The sequence below is a fragment of the Streptomyces sp. AM25 genome (genome assembly GCF_058146165.1).
Genome location: NZ_JBKIWN010000001.1, coordinates 155548 through 173175, shown reverse-complemented (window position 1 = coordinate 173175; position 17628 = coordinate 155548). Strand labels below are relative to the sequence as shown.

Annotated in this window: 6 protein-coding genes (1 of these 6 only partly in view); 5 read left to right on the top strand and 1 reads right to left on the bottom strand. The window is 73.4% G+C overall.

The annotated features are described in order from the left end of the window. Nucleotides 1–117 precede the first annotated feature (117 nt). Together ACLHRZ_RS00495 and ACLHRZ_RS00490 are read left to right on the top strand one after the other, a co-directional pair. On the top strand, nucleotides 118–477 hold the full coding sequence (locus tag ACLHRZ_RS00495; protein WP_490416135.1) for a hypothetical protein: 360 nt from the start codon (nucleotides 118–120) through the stop codon (nucleotides 475–477). A 179-nt stretch (nucleotides 478–656) separates the two neighbouring features. Beyond that, nucleotides 657–2711, top strand: a complete 2055-nt coding sequence (locus ACLHRZ_RS00490) for an alpha/beta fold hydrolase (RefSeq protein WP_490416134.1) — start codon at nucleotides 657–659, stop codon at nucleotides 2709–2711. A gap of 46 nt (nucleotides 2712–2757) precedes the next feature. Here ACLHRZ_RS00490 and ACLHRZ_RS00485 read toward each other — a convergent pair whose 3' ends face one another. Beyond that, nucleotides 2758–3234 carry a nuclear transport factor 2 family protein gene (locus ACLHRZ_RS00485; RefSeq protein WP_490416133.1) on the bottom strand — a complete coding sequence of 159 codons (477 nt, stop codon included), beginning with the start codon at nucleotides 3232–3234 and terminating at the stop codon, nucleotides 2758–2760. Between the two features lie 833 nt (nucleotides 3235–4067). On the opposite strand from ACLHRZ_RS00485, the gene ACLHRZ_RS00480 reads away from it, so the two are divergent. From ACLHRZ_RS00480 to ACLHRZ_RS00470, 3 genes are all read left to right on the top strand, one after another. Further along, nucleotides 4068–4574, top strand: a complete 507-nt coding sequence (locus ACLHRZ_RS00480; protein WP_490416132.1) for a nuclear transport factor 2 family protein — start codon at nucleotides 4068–4070, stop codon at nucleotides 4572–4574. Nucleotides 4575–4930: 356 nt separating this feature from the next. Beyond that, the gene (locus tag ACLHRZ_RS00475) at nucleotides 4931–5968 is read left to right on the top strand and encodes a GDP-mannose 4,6-dehydratase (protein WP_490416131.1); all 1038 of its coding nucleotides are present in this window, start codon (nucleotides 4931–4933) and stop codon (nucleotides 5966–5968) included. Between the two features lie 242 nt (nucleotides 5969–6210). Next, nucleotides 6211–17628 carry the beginning of a type I polyketide synthase gene (locus tag ACLHRZ_RS00470; protein WP_490416130.1) on the top strand. Its footprint extends 16923 nt past the window's final position, so only the first 11418 of its 28341 coding nucleotides appear in the window; its start codon is at nucleotides 6211–6213; its stop codon lies off the right edge, out of view.

Sequence of the window (17628 nt, the reverse complement as noted above, 5' to 3'; positions counted from 1 at the left end):
CAGAGTGGAACGAGGGATCCGGCCATTCCGCTGCGACGCGTCGTATCTCTTCCGCGACGCCTTCGACGGGTCGACAACCTCCAGCTGTTCGCCGACGTCCCCGAAGAGGACATCCTGATGGCGATCACCGAAACAGCCGACGAGAACTGGTGGGCCGCCAGCCGCGTCGTCAACCCCACCATCGGCTACGACGACAATGCGTCGACTGCGGGCTCGTTGTGGTTGGTCGCGAAGTTCCCCGCGCCCTTTTGGGGCGCGATCATGCACCGTACTTCGCCGAGCCCGCCCAGTAGCAGCTTTGGCCTGACGAATGCCTTATCCGTAAGGAAACAGGGCGGGCTCTTCCCCGTGGTCCTGGCGAGCCTGGGACCGGAGCAGTGGGAGGAGGTAGCGGAGGCTGTCGTGCCCGCGTCGGTGGTGCTCCGTAGAGGGGCGGGACGGCGCCTGCCTGTTCGCCCCCGTCGGGGCGGCGGATGACTGCCGCCGCGCTGGATCCTAGTGCGCTCTGCCCTGGGCAGCCGTGCGCGACTTTCCGGACTGCTCCACTGGCGACACCACCGCCCATGCACAAAACTGCTGAGTGCTCACCGAGCCGCACGAGTTGATGGACCGGTCCGGAGCCGCGCCGCGCAGGTGCCTCGTCACAGGAGGGCGGTATGACCGTCACGTCCCGTCGAATCACTGGTTCGTTGGTCTGCCGCAGTACCCTCGCCGCCCTGGTACTGGCGTTACTCGTCGCGATGAAGGCGATACCCGCCGGGGCGTACACGCCCAGCCCCGTGCTCCGGCTCGGTTCCCTTCAGCTCGGTCCGTGCAACGACGGGGAGCCGGCCGGCTGGTGCGGTACAGCGCAGGTCCCGCTGGACCGTGCCACCCCCGGCAGCCCGGCCCTGGGCATCGGGTTCGAGTGGGTACCGGCCACCGGGCGTCCCCAGGGCACCACGGTCGTGGTCGACGGCGGCCCCGGCTGGTCTACTAGGTATTCTCGCGCTGCGTACCTGGAGCTGCTGGGGCCGCTCCGGGCACGCCGCAACCTGCTCATGGTCGACCTGCGCGGTACCGGGCACTCCCAGATCCTGAGCTGCCCCGAGCTGGAGCAGTACAAAGGCCAGCCTTCCGGCCGTGATTTCGCCCGTACCGTCGGCGCCTGCGGTGAGCGTCTCGACCACACCTGGCGGCGCCCCGACGGCGGCTGGATCCATGCCTCGGAGTCGTTCGGGACCGCCGACGCCGCGCAGGACCTCGCCGACCTCCTGTCCCAACTGCACCTGACCGGCGTCGACTTGTACGGAGACTCCTACGGCAGCTGGTTCGCCCAGGTCTTCGCGACCCGCCACCCGGCCCTGCTCCGTTCGCTCACCCTGGACGCCACCTACGAAGTCTTCGGCCTCGACCCCTGGTACTCCAGCAGCGTCACCACCGCCCGCAGGGCCTTCGCCCTCGCCTGCCGGCGTTCCCCGGCCTGCGCCGCGCACGGATCCGCCGACGCCTGGCGCACGGTTTCCGCCCTCGCGGCCCACCTGCGTGCGGCGCCGCTCCGCGGCACCACCACCGGTCTGGACGGACAGCCCACCACCAGCACGGTCACCGTGACCACCCTGGTCGACCTGATCAACGACGCAGGCTCCGACCCGGCCGTCTACCGGGGCCTGCAGGCCGCCGCCGAGGCCTTCCTAGGCCACGGAGACGCCGCTCCGCTGCTCCGTCTGGCCGAACAGACCATCGCGTCCGACGGCACCAACCTGCCGCCTCCCGCCTTCTCCGACGCCCTGTACTTCGCGGTGGCCTGCACCGACTACCCGCAGCTCTTCTCCATGAGCGGCACGGGCGACCAGCGCGCCCGCCGGCTCCGGAGTCGTATCGCCGCTCAGTCCGACGCCACCTTCGCTCCCTTCACCGCCGCCGAGTGGACGACCGTCAACGCCTACACCAACACCTACGACGGCTGCCTCGACTGGCCCGCGCCGCAGCGCGCCCGTACCCCCGTCACCGCCCGGCCGCCCCGGGTGCCCCCGACGCTGCCCGTCCTCGTCCTCGGCGGCGACCTCGACTCGCTCACCCCCGCTGTCGGCGGCCAGCACGTCGCGGCTCAACTGGGGCCCTCCGCCCGGTTCGTGACCGTACCCAACCTCACCCACATCACCGCCATGCCCGACCGGACCCGGCCGGGCCCGGAGGCGTGCGGCCAGTCCCTGTACCGCCAGTTCGTCCGTGCCCCCGCCGCCCTGGCGCGCCTGGACACCTCCTGCACCCGGCACACCCCCGCGATCCCCGTCCTCGGCGCCTACCCCGCGCGTCTCGCCGACACCGTTCCGGCCACCCCCGCGCCCGGCAACCAGGCCGATGCCGACGGGTTACGGGCGGCCGCCGCCGGCGTCGCGGCGGTGGGCGATGCGATCGTCCGCAGCGGCTATCTGACCGACGGCCGCGACTCCGGCCTGCGCGGCGGCACATGGACCGTCACCGGAGACACCCGGGCATGCTTCGGCTTCACCGGGGTGCGGTGGGTGGACGACGCCGCCGTCAGCGGCACGGCTGCGTGGGACCGGGGCCGGGGCGTGGTCACGGCACATCTCCGCATCACATCCGACACCGGCCCGGACAGTACCGTCGACACCACCTGGAACACCCTCACTCCACAGGTGCCGGCCTCGGTGACGGGAACGGCGGGTGGTGCGCTGTTGCGGGGCACTCTTCCTGCACCTGCCTGAGGGGCGGCGACTGATGCCTTGCAGCCTGATCGGCGCATTCCTGCACTCAGGATCGGCTGGTACTGCCCACGTGTTCCGTCGGCCCGCCGAACGGCAGGACGAGGGTCCGTGTAGCCAGGAGCCATATGCCGTCGATCTTGCGGAAAGTGTCCTCGTAGTGGCCGATGTTCGCGGGCAGCCGGGGCGGATGCAGCGTGCCGTCGGTATGGCCGTCGACTCGATAGGTCGCGAAGTAGGTGGTCGCTGCGGCGGAATGCTGCGAGTCGACGGTGACCAGGATGTTCGTGCACATCCGCCGGGACAGCCGATCCGCTGGACGCGAACCGAAGTAATCGCGCAGAGCTTCCCTGCCTTGGATCCGCCGGCTGTCGTACGGCCATTCCCAGAGCCCATCGGGGGTGAAGAGTTCGCAGACCGTGCTCGGCTCGCCCAGGTCGAGCCGCCGCACAAACTCCAGGATCAAACGCTCGCAAGCGCGTTCCGCGAGGAGGTGCTCCACAGGGGCGAGATCGTGATTGATCATATCCGTTTCCTACCAGCCACGTTTGCCGCCCACGACCCAATTTCAACGTCCTCTCGCCGTTGTCGCCACACTGTCTTGCGCCGACGGGCAGGTCACGGTCCGAAGGAGTGTGAAATCGCCCTGGCAGCAGAGGTGTTCGGCGCTGGGCGCGCGGCCGCGCCCATGCTGTTGCCGGTGCGGACGGACTGCTGTCGCGATGGGCGGCCGATCGCACCGGTGCATCGATCGGCCGGCGTCCACCCGTGCGGAAGCGCATCTGGCCTGGAGTGCCATGCCGCTGATGACGCGTCGGCCGACCAAACCGGTGGCCGTCTGGCGCGATCCCCAACCCCCGCCCCGGCACCGGCCCCGCTGCCGCGGATCCGTCTTCGCCCCTGGACTCTGCGACTCACTCCCGCACCCCTGTGACCAGGCGGATCACGCGATATCGACCGTTTCGCGGTACACCGGCGGTGGCCGGTTCAACGGCTTGGGACCGGGCTGCCTCGGGTACGGATGGCGGCGACATGCATCGGCCGTTTACCGGGCACGTGAACGCGATCCAGGCGAAAGGGGAAACGTTGGGCTTTCCGAACATGGCAGCGCCGAAGATACCCCAGCCGACAACCCCCGCGCCGACCACCCCGACACCCAGCCGCTACCGGTCGACAGCATCGCCTGGTGGTGGAGCCGCCTGAACAACCCGCCAGCCTCCTGACCCCGCACCTCGCACACGTTCCCGCCTGCCGCCTCCAGCCGGCCGCGTCGCCGTACCGCGCGGATGTCCACGGCCCGGCCAACCTGGGCCCGGCCGCCCATTCCTCGACCCGGGGCGCACCCCGGAGCGGAGTGTCATGACCAGCCGAGATGACGCATACCTGCAAGAAGCCGCCGACCACGCCATGATCGTCGACCTCGTGCAGCGCTACGCCTACTACGCCGACTACGGCCCCTCCGAGGCATTCATCAGCCTGTTCGCCGAAGACGCCCGCCTCGACTACCCGCCCGTCGGGCTCAGCCTCCGCGGCTCCCAGATGATCAAAGAGTTCGCCGAGATCATCCTTGCCGCCGACCTCGGCCTGCACCACGTCCAGAGCGGCTTCGTCATCGACGTCGACGGGGAGACCGCCACCAGTAACTGCGAGGTCAACCTGTTTACGCAAAGCCCCGAGTTCAGCGGGCACGTCGTACAGGGCCGCTACTCCGACACCCTCGCACGCCACCACGGCCGCTGGCTGTTCACCTCACGCGCCTGCACCCTCTCGGACACCAGTCTCCAGACATTCGCCGCGAGCCCGCTCGCCGCCTCGATCGCACCACTGCTGTCCGGCCTCATCGAACGAGCCGCGAAACAGAGCTGAGCCGGCGAAAGCCTGGACGCCGAGCAACACCCGCCAGGCCGACGCCCCCTGGCACAACCCCCTGCAGCAGGGCGATATGCCCTGCTGCTCGCAACTGACCAGGCTGGGCTACGCGGAGCGAGGTTGCGTCACAGCCTCCGGCTGCGTCAGCACGCCGGCAGCCCGGACACGGCCCCCGTGCCACAGGTCGGCTCCGCAATGGCAGGCGGCACCCCGTTCCCGCACCCGCCTGAGGCGGCCCGCGCCGAAGACTCCTGAATTTCTTAGGACGCCTCGTGGTTCCGTGAACCTGCCGAGCGCTGGTGAGGACTCATGTCCCTCGACCGGCTTTGTCCGTGGCAGTGAAAGGGGACCGAATGTCCAAGTGCGCGCTGATCACCGGAATCACCGGGCAGGACGGCTCGTACCTCGCCGAGCATCTGCTCGCCGAGGGTTACCAGGTGTGGGGTCTGACCAGGGGGCAGGCCAATCCGCGGAAGGACCGGGTGGCCAAGCTGATACCCGACCTGTCCTTCGTGCACGGCGACTTGATGGACCAGGGGAGCCTGGTCTCGGCCGTCGACCTCGTGCAGCCGGACGAGGTCTACAACCTCGGGGCCATCTCCTTCGTGCCCATGTCATGGCAGCAGCCGGAGCTCGTCACCGAGGTGAACGGCACCGGCGTGCTGCGCATGCTGGAGGCGATCCGGATGGTGAGCGGTCTGGGCAAGTCCGGGAGCGGGGGCGACGGTCAGGGCCGGATCCGCTTCTACCAGGCATCCTCCTCCGAGATGTTCGGAAAGGTGGTGGAGTCGCCGCAGAGCGAGCGGACCTCCTTCCACCCGCGCAGCCCCTACGGAGTGGCCAAGGCATACGGCCACTACATCACCCAGAACTACCGCGAGTCCTACGGGGTGTTCGGGGTGTCGGGGATCCTCTTCAACCACGAATCGCCCCGCCGCGGCGCGGAGTTCGTGACCCGGAAGATCTCCCTCGCGGTCGCACAGATCAAACTGGGTCTCCAGGACAAGCTCCTGCTCGGCAACCTCGATGCGGTACGTGACTGGGGCTTCGCGGGGGACTACGTCCGCGCGATGCACCTGATGCTGCAACAGGACCGGCCGGGGGACTACGTGGTGGGCACCGGGCAGATGCACTCCGTGCGGGACGCGGCCCGCATCGCCTTCGAGACCGTCGGCCTGGACTGGGAGGAGCACGTCGTGGTGGACCCCGCGCTGGTGCGGCCCGCCGAGGTCGAGACGCTGTGCGCCGACTCCCGCAACGCCCGCCGGGAGCTGGGCTGGGAGCCGGAGGTCGGCTTCGAGGAACTGATGCGGATGATGGTGGAGTCCGACCTCCGCCAGGCCGGCCGCGTGCGCGACCACGGCGAGCTGCTCGCCGCGGCGAGCTGGTAGGGCTCGCCCGAGAAACACCTGCTCACACCCGCCGCGGAACCCGGGTCGGCCGACTCTAGGGAATCCGGCGCCACGCCCCCACCACACTGGGCGCGTGACGTGCGGGACGTCGAGCAGTGCCCCGTGCGGGGCCTCCTGATGACTCATTCGCTGGGGAACAGCCATGCCGAGTGCCGGGTGCCCACAGCGAAATCCTCTGCTGTCCGTCGGTCTTGAGATGGGTTGAGTTGAACGTGGCGAAGATGGACAAGGAACAGAAGCTCCGGGACTACCTGAAGCGGGCGAGCGCCGATCTGCGGCGGTCCCGGCAGCGGGTGGGCGAACTGGAGGCCGCGGCCCGGGAGCCCATTGCGATCGTGGGCATGAGCTGCCGCTTCCCCGGGGGTGTGACGACCCCCGAGGAACTCTGGTCCCTGCTCGTCGCGGGCGAGGACGGCATCACGGGGACCCCCGACGACCGCGGCTGGGAGCTGCAGACGGAGGGCGCGGGGGAGTTCTCCGGCGGATTCCTGCACGACGCGGCCGAGTTCGACGCCGGATTCTTCGGGATCTCCCCGCGCGAGGCCCTCGCGATGGACCCCCAGCAGCGGGTGCTGCTGGAGTCCTCCTGGGAGGCCTTCGAGCGGGCCGGCATCGACCCGGCCGCGGTCCGGGGCACCCGCACGGGCGTCTTCGTCGGGGCCATGCCCCAGGAGTACCGGGTGGGCCCGGACGACGACGCCCAGGGCTTCACCCTGACCGGCACCGCCACCAGCGTCCTGTCGGGCCGGCTCTCCTACTTCTTCGGGGCCGTGGGCCCGGCGGTGACGGTCGACACCGCCTGCTCGTCGTCCCTGGTGGCCCTGCACCTGGCCGCCCACTCCCTGCGCCAGGGCGAGTGCTCCCTGGCGCTGGCCGCGGGTGTCACGGTGATGTCCGCACCCACGACCTTCGTGGAGTTCAGCCGCCAGGGCGGGCTGTCCGCCGACGGGCGCTGCCGCTCCTTCGCCGACTCCGCCGACGGCACGGGCTGGGCCGAGGGCGTGGGCGTGGTGGTCCTGGAACGGCTCTCGGCGGCCCGCCGCAACGGGCACCGGATCCTGGCCGTCATCCGGGGCTCCGCCGTCAACCAGGACGGCGCCTCCAACGGCCTGACCGCGCCCAACGGCCCGTCCCAGCAACGGGTGATCGAGCAGGCGCTGGTCAGCGCACGGCTTTCGGCCGACGAGGTCGACGTCGTCGAGGCGCACGGCACGGCCACCACCCTGGGCGACCCGGTCGAGGCCCAGGCGCTCATCGCGACCTACGGCCGCAACCGCGCCGAGGACCACCCGCTGCTGCTGGGCTCCGTCAAGTCCAACCTCGGGCACACCCAGGCGGCGGCCGGCATGGCCGGCGTCATCAAGATGGTGCTGGCCATGCAGCACGGCATCCTGCCCCGCACCCTGCACGTGGACGCACCGTCCTCGCACGTGGACTGGACAGCGGGCGCCGTGCGCCTGCTGACCGAGCAGACCCCGTGGCCGCAGGGCGGGGAACCGCGCCGGGCCGGCATCTCCTCCTTCGGGCTCAGCGGCACCAACGCGCACACGATCCTCGAAGAGGCCCCGTCCGGGCGGGACTCCGAAGCAGACGGCGAGGACGCGGGGGAGACGGCCACCATCGCTGCCGGCGCCGTCCCGTGGCTGGTCTCCGGCCGGACCCGGGAAGCGCTGCGCGCCCAGGCCGCCCGGCTGCTGGACCTCCTCACCTCCCGCCCCGACCTCGCACCCGTGGACGTGGCGCACTCCCTGGCCACCGCCCGCTCCGGCTTCGAGCACCGCGCCGCCTTCACCACCGCCGACCGTGACCGGGCCCTCGCCGCGCTGACCGCGCTGGCCGCCGGCGAACCGGCTCCGGGCCTGGACCAGGGCACCGTGCAGGGCCGCCCCAAGCTCGCCTTCCTCTTCGCGGGCCAGGGCTCCCAGCGGCCGGGCATGGGACGCGAACTCCACGCCCGTTTCCCCGTCTTCGCCGCCGCGCTCGACGAGATCCTCGCCCACTTCGACGAGGGCCTCGAACGTCCCCTGAGGAACGTGCTGTTCGCCGCCGGGGGCACGCCCGAGGCCGCGCTGCTGAACGAGACCGGCTACGCACAGCCCGCCCTCTTCGCGATCGAGGTCGCGCTGTACCGGCTGGCCGAATCCCTCGGCATCAAGCCGGACTTCGTCGCCGGCCACTCCATCGGCGAGATCGCGGCCGCGCACGTGGCCGGGGTCTTCTCGGCGGCCGACGCCGCGGCCCTGGTGCTGGCCCGCGGCCGACTCATGCAGGCGCTGCCCGCCGGCGGCGTCATGGTCGCCCTGGAGGCGGCCGAGGACGAGGTCCTGCCCCTGCTGGAGAACCTGCAGGACCGGGCCTCGATCGCCGCCATCAACGGACCCGACGCCGTCGTCGTCGCCGGTGCGGCGGACGAAGTCACCGCCATTGCCGGGCACTTCACCGAGCTGGGCCGCAAGACCAAGCAGCTCCAGGTCTCGCACGCCTTCCACTCCCCGCTCATGGAACCCATGCTCGAGGAGTTCCGCACCGTCGTCTCCGGCCTCGCGCCGCAAGCACCCGTCCTCCCCGTCGTCTCCGGCCTCACCGGCACCCTCGCCACCGTTGAGCAGCTGACCTCCGCCGACTACTGGGTGGACCACGCCCGCCACGCCGTCCGGTTCGCCGACACCGTGACCTGGCTGAGCGGCCACGGCGTCGGCGCCTTCCTCGAACTGGGCCCCGACGGCGTCCTCTCCGCCATGGCCCAGGCCTGCCTCGGCGAGAACTCCGAGGCCGCCCCCGCCACGCTCGCCGTGCTGCGGCCGGGCCGCCCCGAGGCCGAGACGCTCACCACCGCGCTGACCGACCTGCACCTGCGGGGCGTGGCCGTCCAGTGGAAGGCCTGGTTCGACGGCACCGGCGCCCGGCGCACGGACCTGCCCACTTACGCCTTCCAGCACCGCCGCTACTGGGCCAAGGGCGTGGCCGCACAGGGCGGCGACGTCCGCGCCGCGGGCCTGGGCGCCGCCCGCCACCCGCTGCTGGCCGCGGCCGTGTCCGTCGCCAACTCCGACGGCCTGCTGCTGACCGGCCGGCTGTCGCTGCGCACTCACCCCTGGCTGGCCGACCACGCCGTGCGCGGCACGGTACTGCTCCCGGGCACCGCCTTCCTGGAGCTGGCCGTCCGCGCCGGGGACGAGACCGGCTGCGACCGCATCGAGGAACTCACCCTGGCCGCGCCCCTGGTCCTGCCCGCGGAGGGCGGCGTGCAGGTGCAGGTGTGGGTCGGCAGCCCGGACGAGTCCGGCCGCCGCACCCTGAGCATCCACTCCCGCCCCGACGGGCCCGAGGAGCTCCCCTGGGCGCAGCACGCCGTCGGCACGCTCGTCGCCGGCGAGCACCGCACCGCCTTCGACGCCGCCGTCTGGCCCCCCGCCGGCGCCCGGCCGGTGGACCTCGACGGCTTCTACGACCGCATCGCCGACAGCGGCTTCGCGTACGGCCCCCTGTTCCAGGGCCTGCGCGCGGCCTGGACCGCCGGTGACGACGTCTACGCCGAGGTGACGCTGCCGGAGACCGGAACCTCCGACACCGGTTCCTTCGGCATCCACCCGGCCCTGCTGGACGCCGCGTTGCACGCCTCGGCCTTCGCCGGTCTCGGCGAGGAGGCCCGCGGCGGCCTGCCCTTCTCGTGGCAGGACGTGTCCCTGCACGCGAGCGGGGCGACGACGGTCCGCGTGAAGCTGACCCGTACCGACGAGGACGCGGTGGCGATCGCGGTCGCCGACACCGAGGGCGCCCTCGTGGCCTCCGTCGGCTCGCTCGTCCTGCGCGCGATGCCGGACGAGCGGCTGGGCGCCGCCGCCTCCCTCGGCCGCGAGGCCCTGTTCGAGCTGCGCTGGACCCCGCTGCCGGACCCCGCCGGGACCGTGCCCTCGACCGTGGCCGTCCACGGCCCCGACCTCTTCGGCCTCGCCGGGACGCCCGGCCTCACGGTCACGGCCCTGCCCGGCCCCGACGCCGAGGCGGCCGAGGCGCCTGGCATCGTGCTCGCCCCCGTCGCCGGCACCGCCGACGACGACCCGGTCGCCTCGGCACACGCCCGCACCGCCGACGTCCTTGAACAGCTGAGGACTTGGCTGGAGAACGAGCAATACGCCGACTCCCGCCTGGTGTTCGTCACCCGCGGCGCGGTCACCGCCGACGGGCGCGAGGCGCCGGACCCGGCGGCCGCCGCCGTCTGGGGCCTGGTGCGTGCCGCACAGGCCGAACACCCCGGCCGCTTCGGCCTGGTGGACCTCGCCCCCGACGGGTCCGGCGCGCCGCAGCTCGCCCGGGCCCTGGCGGCGGACGAGCCCCAGACCGCCCTCCGCGACGGAACCGTGCTCGCGGCCCGGCTCGCCCGCGCCCAGGCACCGGAGGCCGGCGAGCAGTGGAACCCCGAGGGCACCGTCGTGCTCACCGGTGCCACCGGCGGCCTGGGCCGCGTACTGGCCCGGCACCTGGTCGCCGAGCGCGGCGTGCGGCACCTGCTGCTCGTCAGCCGCCGGGGCGCCGCCGCCGAGGGCGCCGGCGAACTCGTCGCCGAACTGTCCCACCACGGCGCACAGGTGACCGTCGAGGCTTGCGACCTCGCCGACCGCTCCGCCGTCGGGCGGCTGCTGGCCGCCGTGCCCGCCGAACACCCCGTCACCGCCGTCGTGCACAGCGCCGGCACGCTCGACGACGGCCTGATCGCGTCGCTGACCCCCGAACGGATCAGCACGGTGCTGCGCCCCAAGGCCGACGCCGTGTGGCACCTCCACGAGGCCACCCGGGGGCTGGACCTGGCCGCCTTCGTCGTCTTCTCCTCCCTCTCCGGCACCGTGGGCGCAGCGGGCCAGGGCAACTACGCCGCCGCGAACGCCTTCGTCGACGCCGTCGCCCGGCTGCGCCGCGCCGAGGGGCTGCCGGGCCTCTCCCTGGGCTGGGGCCCGTGGGCGCCCACCGGCGGCATGACCGGCGGGCTGACCGGGGCCGACCTCGAACGCCTGGAGCGCATGGGCACGCCCGCGCTCACCGAGGACCAGGGCGTCGCGCTCTTCGACGCCGCGACCGCCACCGCGGCCGGCGTCCTGCTCCCGGTCAGGCTGGACCTGTCCGTCCTGCGGGCCCGGGGCGAGGTGCCGGCGCTGATGCGCGGCCTCGTGCGCACCCCGGCCCGCCGCTCGGTGGTCGCCGGTTCGGAGACCGCCGTGAGCCTCGTCCAGCAGCTCTCCAGGCTGGAGCAGACCGACCGCACCGAGGTGGTGCGCGACCTCGTGGCCGGTCAAGTGGCCGCCGTGCTCAGCCACTCCGGTGCCGCCGAGATCGACGCGGAACGCCCGTTCCGCGACCTGGGCTTCGACTCCCTGACCGCCGTGGAGCTGCGCAACCGGCTCCGCGCGGCCACCGGCCTGCGCACCGCCGCCACGGTGGTCTTCGACTACCCGACCGTCAGCGCGCTCGCCGCGCACGTCCTCGGCGAACTCATGGGCTCCGAGGCCGCCGTCACGGCGGCCGCACCACTCGCCGCCACCGACCAGGACCCCGTCGTCATCGTCGGCATGAGCTGCCGCTACCCGGGCGGCGTCGCCTCGCCCGAGGACCTGTGGCGGCTGGTCAGCGAGGGCGCCGACGCCATCTCGGGCCTGCCCACCGACCGCGGCTGGGACCTGGAGGCGCTCTACGACCCGGACCCGGACCACCTCGGCACCTCCTACACCCGCTTCGGCGGATTCCTGCACGACGCGCCCGAGTTCGACCCCGCGTTCTTCGGCATGAGCCCCCGCGAGGCCCTGGCCACCGACTCGCAGCAGCGGCTGCTGCTGGAGGCGTCCTGGGAGGCGATCGAGCGGGCCGGCATCGACCCGGTGTCCCTGCGCGGCAGCCGCACCGGCGTGTTCGCCGGCGTCATGTACAACGACTACGCGCAAACGCTCGCCGGCGGGCAGTTCGAGGGCCACCAGGGCAGCGGCACCTCCCCGAGCATCGCCTCCGGGCGCGTGTCCTACACCCTCGGCCTGGAGGGCCCCGCCGTCACCGTCGACACGGCGTGCTCGTCCTCGCTCGTCGCCATGCACTGGGCGATGCAGGCCCTGCGCGCGGGTGAGTGCTCGCTGGCCCTGGCCGGCGGTGTCACGGTGATGTCGACGCCCGGTGCCCTCATCGAGTTCTCCCGGCAGCGCGGCCTGTCCGAGGACGGCCGCTGCAAGGCCTTCTCCGACAGTGCCGACGGCGTCGGCTGGTCCGAGGGCGTCGGCGTGCTCGTCCTCGAACGGCTCTCCGACGCCCGCCGCAACGGGCACCGCGTCCTGGCCGTCGTACGGGGCTCCGCCGTCAACCAGGACGGCGCCTCCAACGGGCTGACCGCCCCCAACGGCCCGTCCCAGCAGCGGGTGATCCGCCAGGCGCTGGCCGGCGCCGGCCTGTCCGTCACGGACGTCGACGCGGTCGAGGCGCACGGCACCGGCACCACGCTCGGCGACCCGATCGAGGCGCAGGCCCTGCTGGCCACCTACGGCCAGGACCGCGACCCGGCGCACCCGTTGCTGCTGGGCTCGGTGAAGTCCAACATCGGCCACACCCAGGCGGCGGCCGGCGTGGCCGGCGTCATCAAGATGGTCATGGCCATGGACAAGGGCGTGCTGCCCCGCACGCTGCACGCCGACGTGCCCTCCTCGCACGTGGAGTGGGACGCCGGAGCGGTGCGCCTGCTCGCCGAGGAGACCGCCTGGCCGGAGACGGGCCGGCCGCGCCGGGCCGGTATCTCCTCCTTCGGCTTCAGCGGTACGAACGCGCACCTCATCGTCGAGGAGCCGTCGGCCGTCGCCGAGCAGCGCGACGAGCCGGCGCTCACCCCGGCCGTCGTGCCCTGGACGCTGTCGGGCAGGAGCCGGGCCGCGCTGCGCGACCAGGCCGCCCGCCTGCGGTCCTTCCTGGACGAGCGCCCCGCCCTCGACCCGGCCGATGTCGCGCTCTCCCTGGCCACCACCCGCTCGGCCTTCGACCAGCGCGCCGTCGTCGTCGGCGACCGCGACGAACTGCTGAGCGCCCTCGCCGACCTGGCCGCCGACCGGCCGGGCTCCGCGCTCACCGAGGGCGAGGTCGGCGGCGCGGGCAAGCTGGCCGTGGTGTTCTCCGGGCAGGGCAGCCAGCGCCCCGGCGCCGGCCGTGAACTCGCCGCCCGCTTCCCCGCGTTCGCCCAGGCCCTCGACGAGGTGACCGCCGCCCTCGACCCGCACCTGGACCGCCCCCTCAAGGACGTCCTGTTCGCCCCGGAGGGCAGCCCGGAGGCGGCGCTGCTGGACCGCACCGAGTGGACCCAGCCCGCGCTGTTCGCCATCGGGGTCGCGCTCCACCGGCTGCTCGGCACCTGGGGCATCCGCCCCGACGTGCTGCTGGGCCACTCCATCGGCGAGATCACCGCCGCGCACGTCGCAGGCGTCCTCTCGCTGCCCGACGCGGCCCGCCTGGTGACCGCGCGGGGACGGGTCATGGCGGCGCTGCCCGCAGGCGGCGCGATGATCTCCCTTCAGGCCGGCGAGGACGAGGTCGCGCCGCTGCTCGCCGGGCGCGAGCAGGAGGTCTCCCTCGCCGCCGTCAACGGCCCCCACAGCGTCGTGGTCGCCGGAGAGCTGGCGGCCGCCGAGGAGATCGCCGCCCACTTCGCCGCCCAGGGCCGCAAGACCAAGCGCCTGACGGTCAGCCACGCCTTCCACTCGCCGCTCATGGAGCCCGCGCTCGACGGGCTGCGCGAGATCGCCGCCGGGCTCACCTACCACGCACCGGCCGTGACCGTCGTCTCCGGCCTGACCGGACGGCCCGCCACCGACGACGAACTGCGCTCCGCGGACTACTGGGTCGCGCACGCCCGCGGCGCCGTCCGCTTCGCCGACACCATGCACGCCGCGCACGACTGCGGCGCCGGCACCTTCCTCGAACTCGGCCCCGACAGCGTGCTGTCGGCCGTCGCGCAGGAAGCCCTCGGCGACGCGGCGGACGTACACATCGTCCCGCTGCTGCGCACCGGACGCGGCGAGGAGCGCTGCGCGGCCACCGCGCTGGCCCGCCTGCACGTCCACGGCACGGCCGTCGACTGGCCCGCGTACCTCGCCGGCACCGGCGCCCGTACGGTCGACCTGCCCACGTACGCCTTCCAGCACGAGCGCTACTGGCCCGAGGCCGCCCCGGCCCGCAGCACGCAGGCCGCCGCCTCCGACCCGGCGGACGCCGAGCTGTGGAGCGCCGTCGAGCGCGGTGACGCCGCAGGGCTCGCCGGGCTTCTCGGCCTGCGCGACGAACAACACGCCTCCCTCTACGCGCTGTTGCCCGCCCTGTCCTCCTGGCGCCAGCTGCGGCAGGAGAAGGCGCTGCTGGACTCCACCCGCTACCGCGTCGCCTGGCGCCCGGTCCGGGCGGCCGCTGCACCCGTCCTGAACGGCACCTGGCTGGTCGTGACCGCCGAAGGGACCGACAGCGACGAGATCCTGGACGCACTGCGCGGTCACGGCGCCCAGTTCGAGACGCTCGTGCTGGACGCCGCCTGCCGCGACCGCGCCGAACTCGCCGCCCGCCTCGAAGCGTTGAGCGGTACGGAGCGGACCTTCTCCGGCGTGCTGTCCCTGCTTCCCCTCGCCGACGAGCACGGCTCACCCGTCGCCGAACTGCCGGCCGGGCTCGCGCTCAGCATCGTCCTGATCCAGGCGCTCGCCGACACCGGTCTCACCGCCCCCCTATGGGCCCTGACCCGCGGCGCGGTCACCACCGGCGCCGCCGACCCGCTCACCAGCCCCCTCCAGGCGGCGGTCTGGGGCCTGGGCCGCGTCGCCGCCCTGGAACACCCGCAGTCGTGGAGCGGCCTGATCGACCTGCCGCCCGTCCTCGACGCGCCCGCCACCCAGCAGCTCGTCAGCCTCCTCGCCACCCGGGGCGGCGAGGACCAGGTCGCGATCCGCACGGGCGGTGCCCTCGGCCGGCGCCTGGTGAGCCACCCGCTCGCCGAACTGCCCACGGCCGACGCCTTCACCGCGCGCGGCACCGTGCTCGTCACCGGCGGCACCGGAGCGCTCGGCGCCGAGGTCGCCCGCTGGCTCGCCCGCAGCGGCGCCGAACACCTCCTCCTCACCAGCCGCCGCGGCCCCGACGCCCCCGGAGCGGCCGAACTGGCCGCCGAACTGGAGGAGTCGGGCGCCCGGGTCACGATTGCGGCCTGCGACACCGCCGACCGCGCCGCGCTCGCCGCGCTGCTGGCCTCCGTCCCGGACGAGTACCCGCTGACCGGCGTCGTGCACGCAGCCGGCGTCGGACAGGCGGCCGCTCTCGGCGAGACCTCCCTGGAGGCCGCCGCGGACGCCATGGCCGCCAAGATGCTCGGCGCGGCCCACCTCGACGCCCTCCTCGACGGCCACGACCTCGACTTCTTCGTCCTGGTCTCCTCGATCGCCGGCGTGTGGGGCAGCGCCGGGCAGAGCGCCTACGGCGCCGCCAACGCCTACCTCGACGCCCTCGCCGAACACCGGCGGTCCCGCGGCCTGCCCGCCACCTCCGTGGCCTGGGGCCCCTGGGGCGAACTCGGCATGGCCACCCACGAGGCCGTCGCCGGCCGGCTGCAGCGGACGGGGCTGCGCTTCCTCGCCCCCGCGACCGCCATCGCCGAACTGCGCCGCGCGGTCGTCCAGCAGGACGTCACCGTCACGGTCGCCGACATCGACTGGGACCGCTACCACCCCGTCTTCACCTCCTCGCGCCCCAGCGTCCTCTTCGACGAACTGCCGGGCGTGCGCGCCCTGGAGCAGGCCGGTGGCGAGAGCGCCGTGCCGGAGTTCGCCGCACGCCTGCAGGGCCTGGGGGCGGACGAGCAGGAGCGCCTGCTCGCCGACCTGGTGCGCACCGAGGCGGCCGTCGTCCTCGGCCACACCTCCGCCGACGGCATCGCCGAGCGGCGGGCCTTCCGCGAAGCGGGCTTCGACTCGCTGACCGCCGTCGAGCTGCGCAAGCGGCTGGCCGAGCTCACCGGCCTGTCCCTGCCTGCCACGCTGGTCTTCGACTACCCGACCCCCGCCGCCCTCGCGCGCCACCTGCGCGCCGAACTCCTGGGCAGCCAGGCCGAGCCGGCGCAGGCCGCGGCCACACTCTCGCCGGGCGGCTACGACGAGCCCATCGCCATCGTCGGCATGAGCTGCCGCTTCCCCGGCGGCGTCCGCTCCCCGGAGCAGTTCTGGCAGCTCGTCTCCGACGGCGTCGACGCCATCTCCGACTTCCCCGTCAACCGCGGCTGGGCCACCGGCCTGTACCACCCGGACCCGGACAACCCCGGCACCACGTACTCCACCCAGGGCGGATTCCTGCACGACGCGGGCGAGTTCGACGCCGGCTTCTTCGGCATCTCGCCCCGCGAGGCCCTCGCGATGGACCCCCAGCAGCGGCTGCTGCTGGAGACCACCTGGGAGGCGTTCGAGCAGGCCGGCATCGACCCCGCCACCGTCCACTCCAGCGCCACCGGCACCTTCATCGGCTCCACCTACCAGGAGTACGGGCTCGGCGTCGACGACCCCTCCGCCGGCCACCTGGTGACCGGCACCAGCCCCAGCGTGCTCTCCGGGCGGCTGGCCTACCTCTTCGGCCTCGAAGGACCGGCCGTCACCGTCGACACCGCCTGCTCCTCCTCCCTGGTCGCCCTGCACCTGGCCTGCCAGTCGCTGCGCAACGGCGAGAGCTCCCTGGCCCTGGCCGGCGGCGCGACGGTGATGACCAACCCCAGCTCCTTCGTCGCCTTCAGCCGGCAGCGGGCCCTCGCGGGCGACGGCCGGTGCAAGGCGTTCTCCGAAGGCGCCGACGGCATGACGCTCGCCGAGGGCGTCGGCATCCTCGTCCTGGAACGGCTCTCCGACGCGCAGCGCAACGGGCACGAGGTCCTCGCCGTCGTACGCGGCTCGGCCATCAACCAGGACGGCGCCTCCAACGGCCTGTCCGCACCCAACGGCCCGTCCCAGCAGCGCGTCATCCGCCAGGCCCTCGCCGACTCCGGACTGACCCCGGCGGACGTCGACGCGGTCGAGGCGCACGGCACCGGCACCGCCCTCGGCGACCCGATCGAGGCGCAGGCCCTGCTGGCCACCTACGGCCAGGACCGCGACCCGGCGCACCCGTTGCTGCTGGGCTCGGTGAAGTCCAACATCGGCCACACCCAGTCGGCGGCCGGCGTGGCCGGCATCATCAAGATGGTCATGGCGCTGCGCAACGGCGAACTGCCGCGCACCTTGCACGCCGACACCCCCTCCAGCCACGTCGACTGGACCTCCGGCGCGGTCTCGCTGCTGACCGACCGCACCGACTGGCCCGAGGGCGAGCGCCCGCGCCGCTGCGCGGTCTCCTCCTTCGGCATCAGCGGAACCAACGCCCACACGGTCCTCGAAGAGGCCCCCCGGCCCCAGGAGCCGGCCCCCGCGCCGGAAACCCGACCGGTGGCCGGTGGCGCCGTCCCCTGGGTGCTGTCCGCGCGGACCCCGGGCGCCCTGCGCGCCCAGGCCGCCAACCTCGCAGCCCTCCTCGACGGCGAGCAGCCGCCCGGCGCCCTCGACACCGGCCACAGCCTGATCGCCTCGCGCGCGCTCTTCGAGCACCGCGCCGTCGTCGTCGGC

Coding starts and splice junctions, on each gene's coding strand:
- ACLHRZ_RS00490 (WP_490416134.1), top strand. CDS start 657: ATGACCGTCACGTCCCGTCGAATCACTGGTTCGTTGGTCTGCCGCAGT.
- ACLHRZ_RS00485 (WP_490416133.1), bottom strand. CDS start 3,234: ATGATCAATCACGATCTCGCCCCTGTGGAGCACCTCCTCGCGGAACGC.
- ACLHRZ_RS00495 (WP_490416135.1), top strand. CDS start 118: ATGGCGATCACCGAAACAGCCGACGAGAACTGGTGGGCCGCCAGCCGC.
- ACLHRZ_RS00480 (WP_490416132.1), top strand. CDS start 4,068: ATGACCAGCCGAGATGACGCATACCTGCAAGAAGCCGCCGACCACGCC.
- ACLHRZ_RS00475 (WP_490416131.1), top strand. CDS start 4,931: ATGTCCAAGTGCGCGCTGATCACCGGAATCACCGGGCAGGACGGCTCG.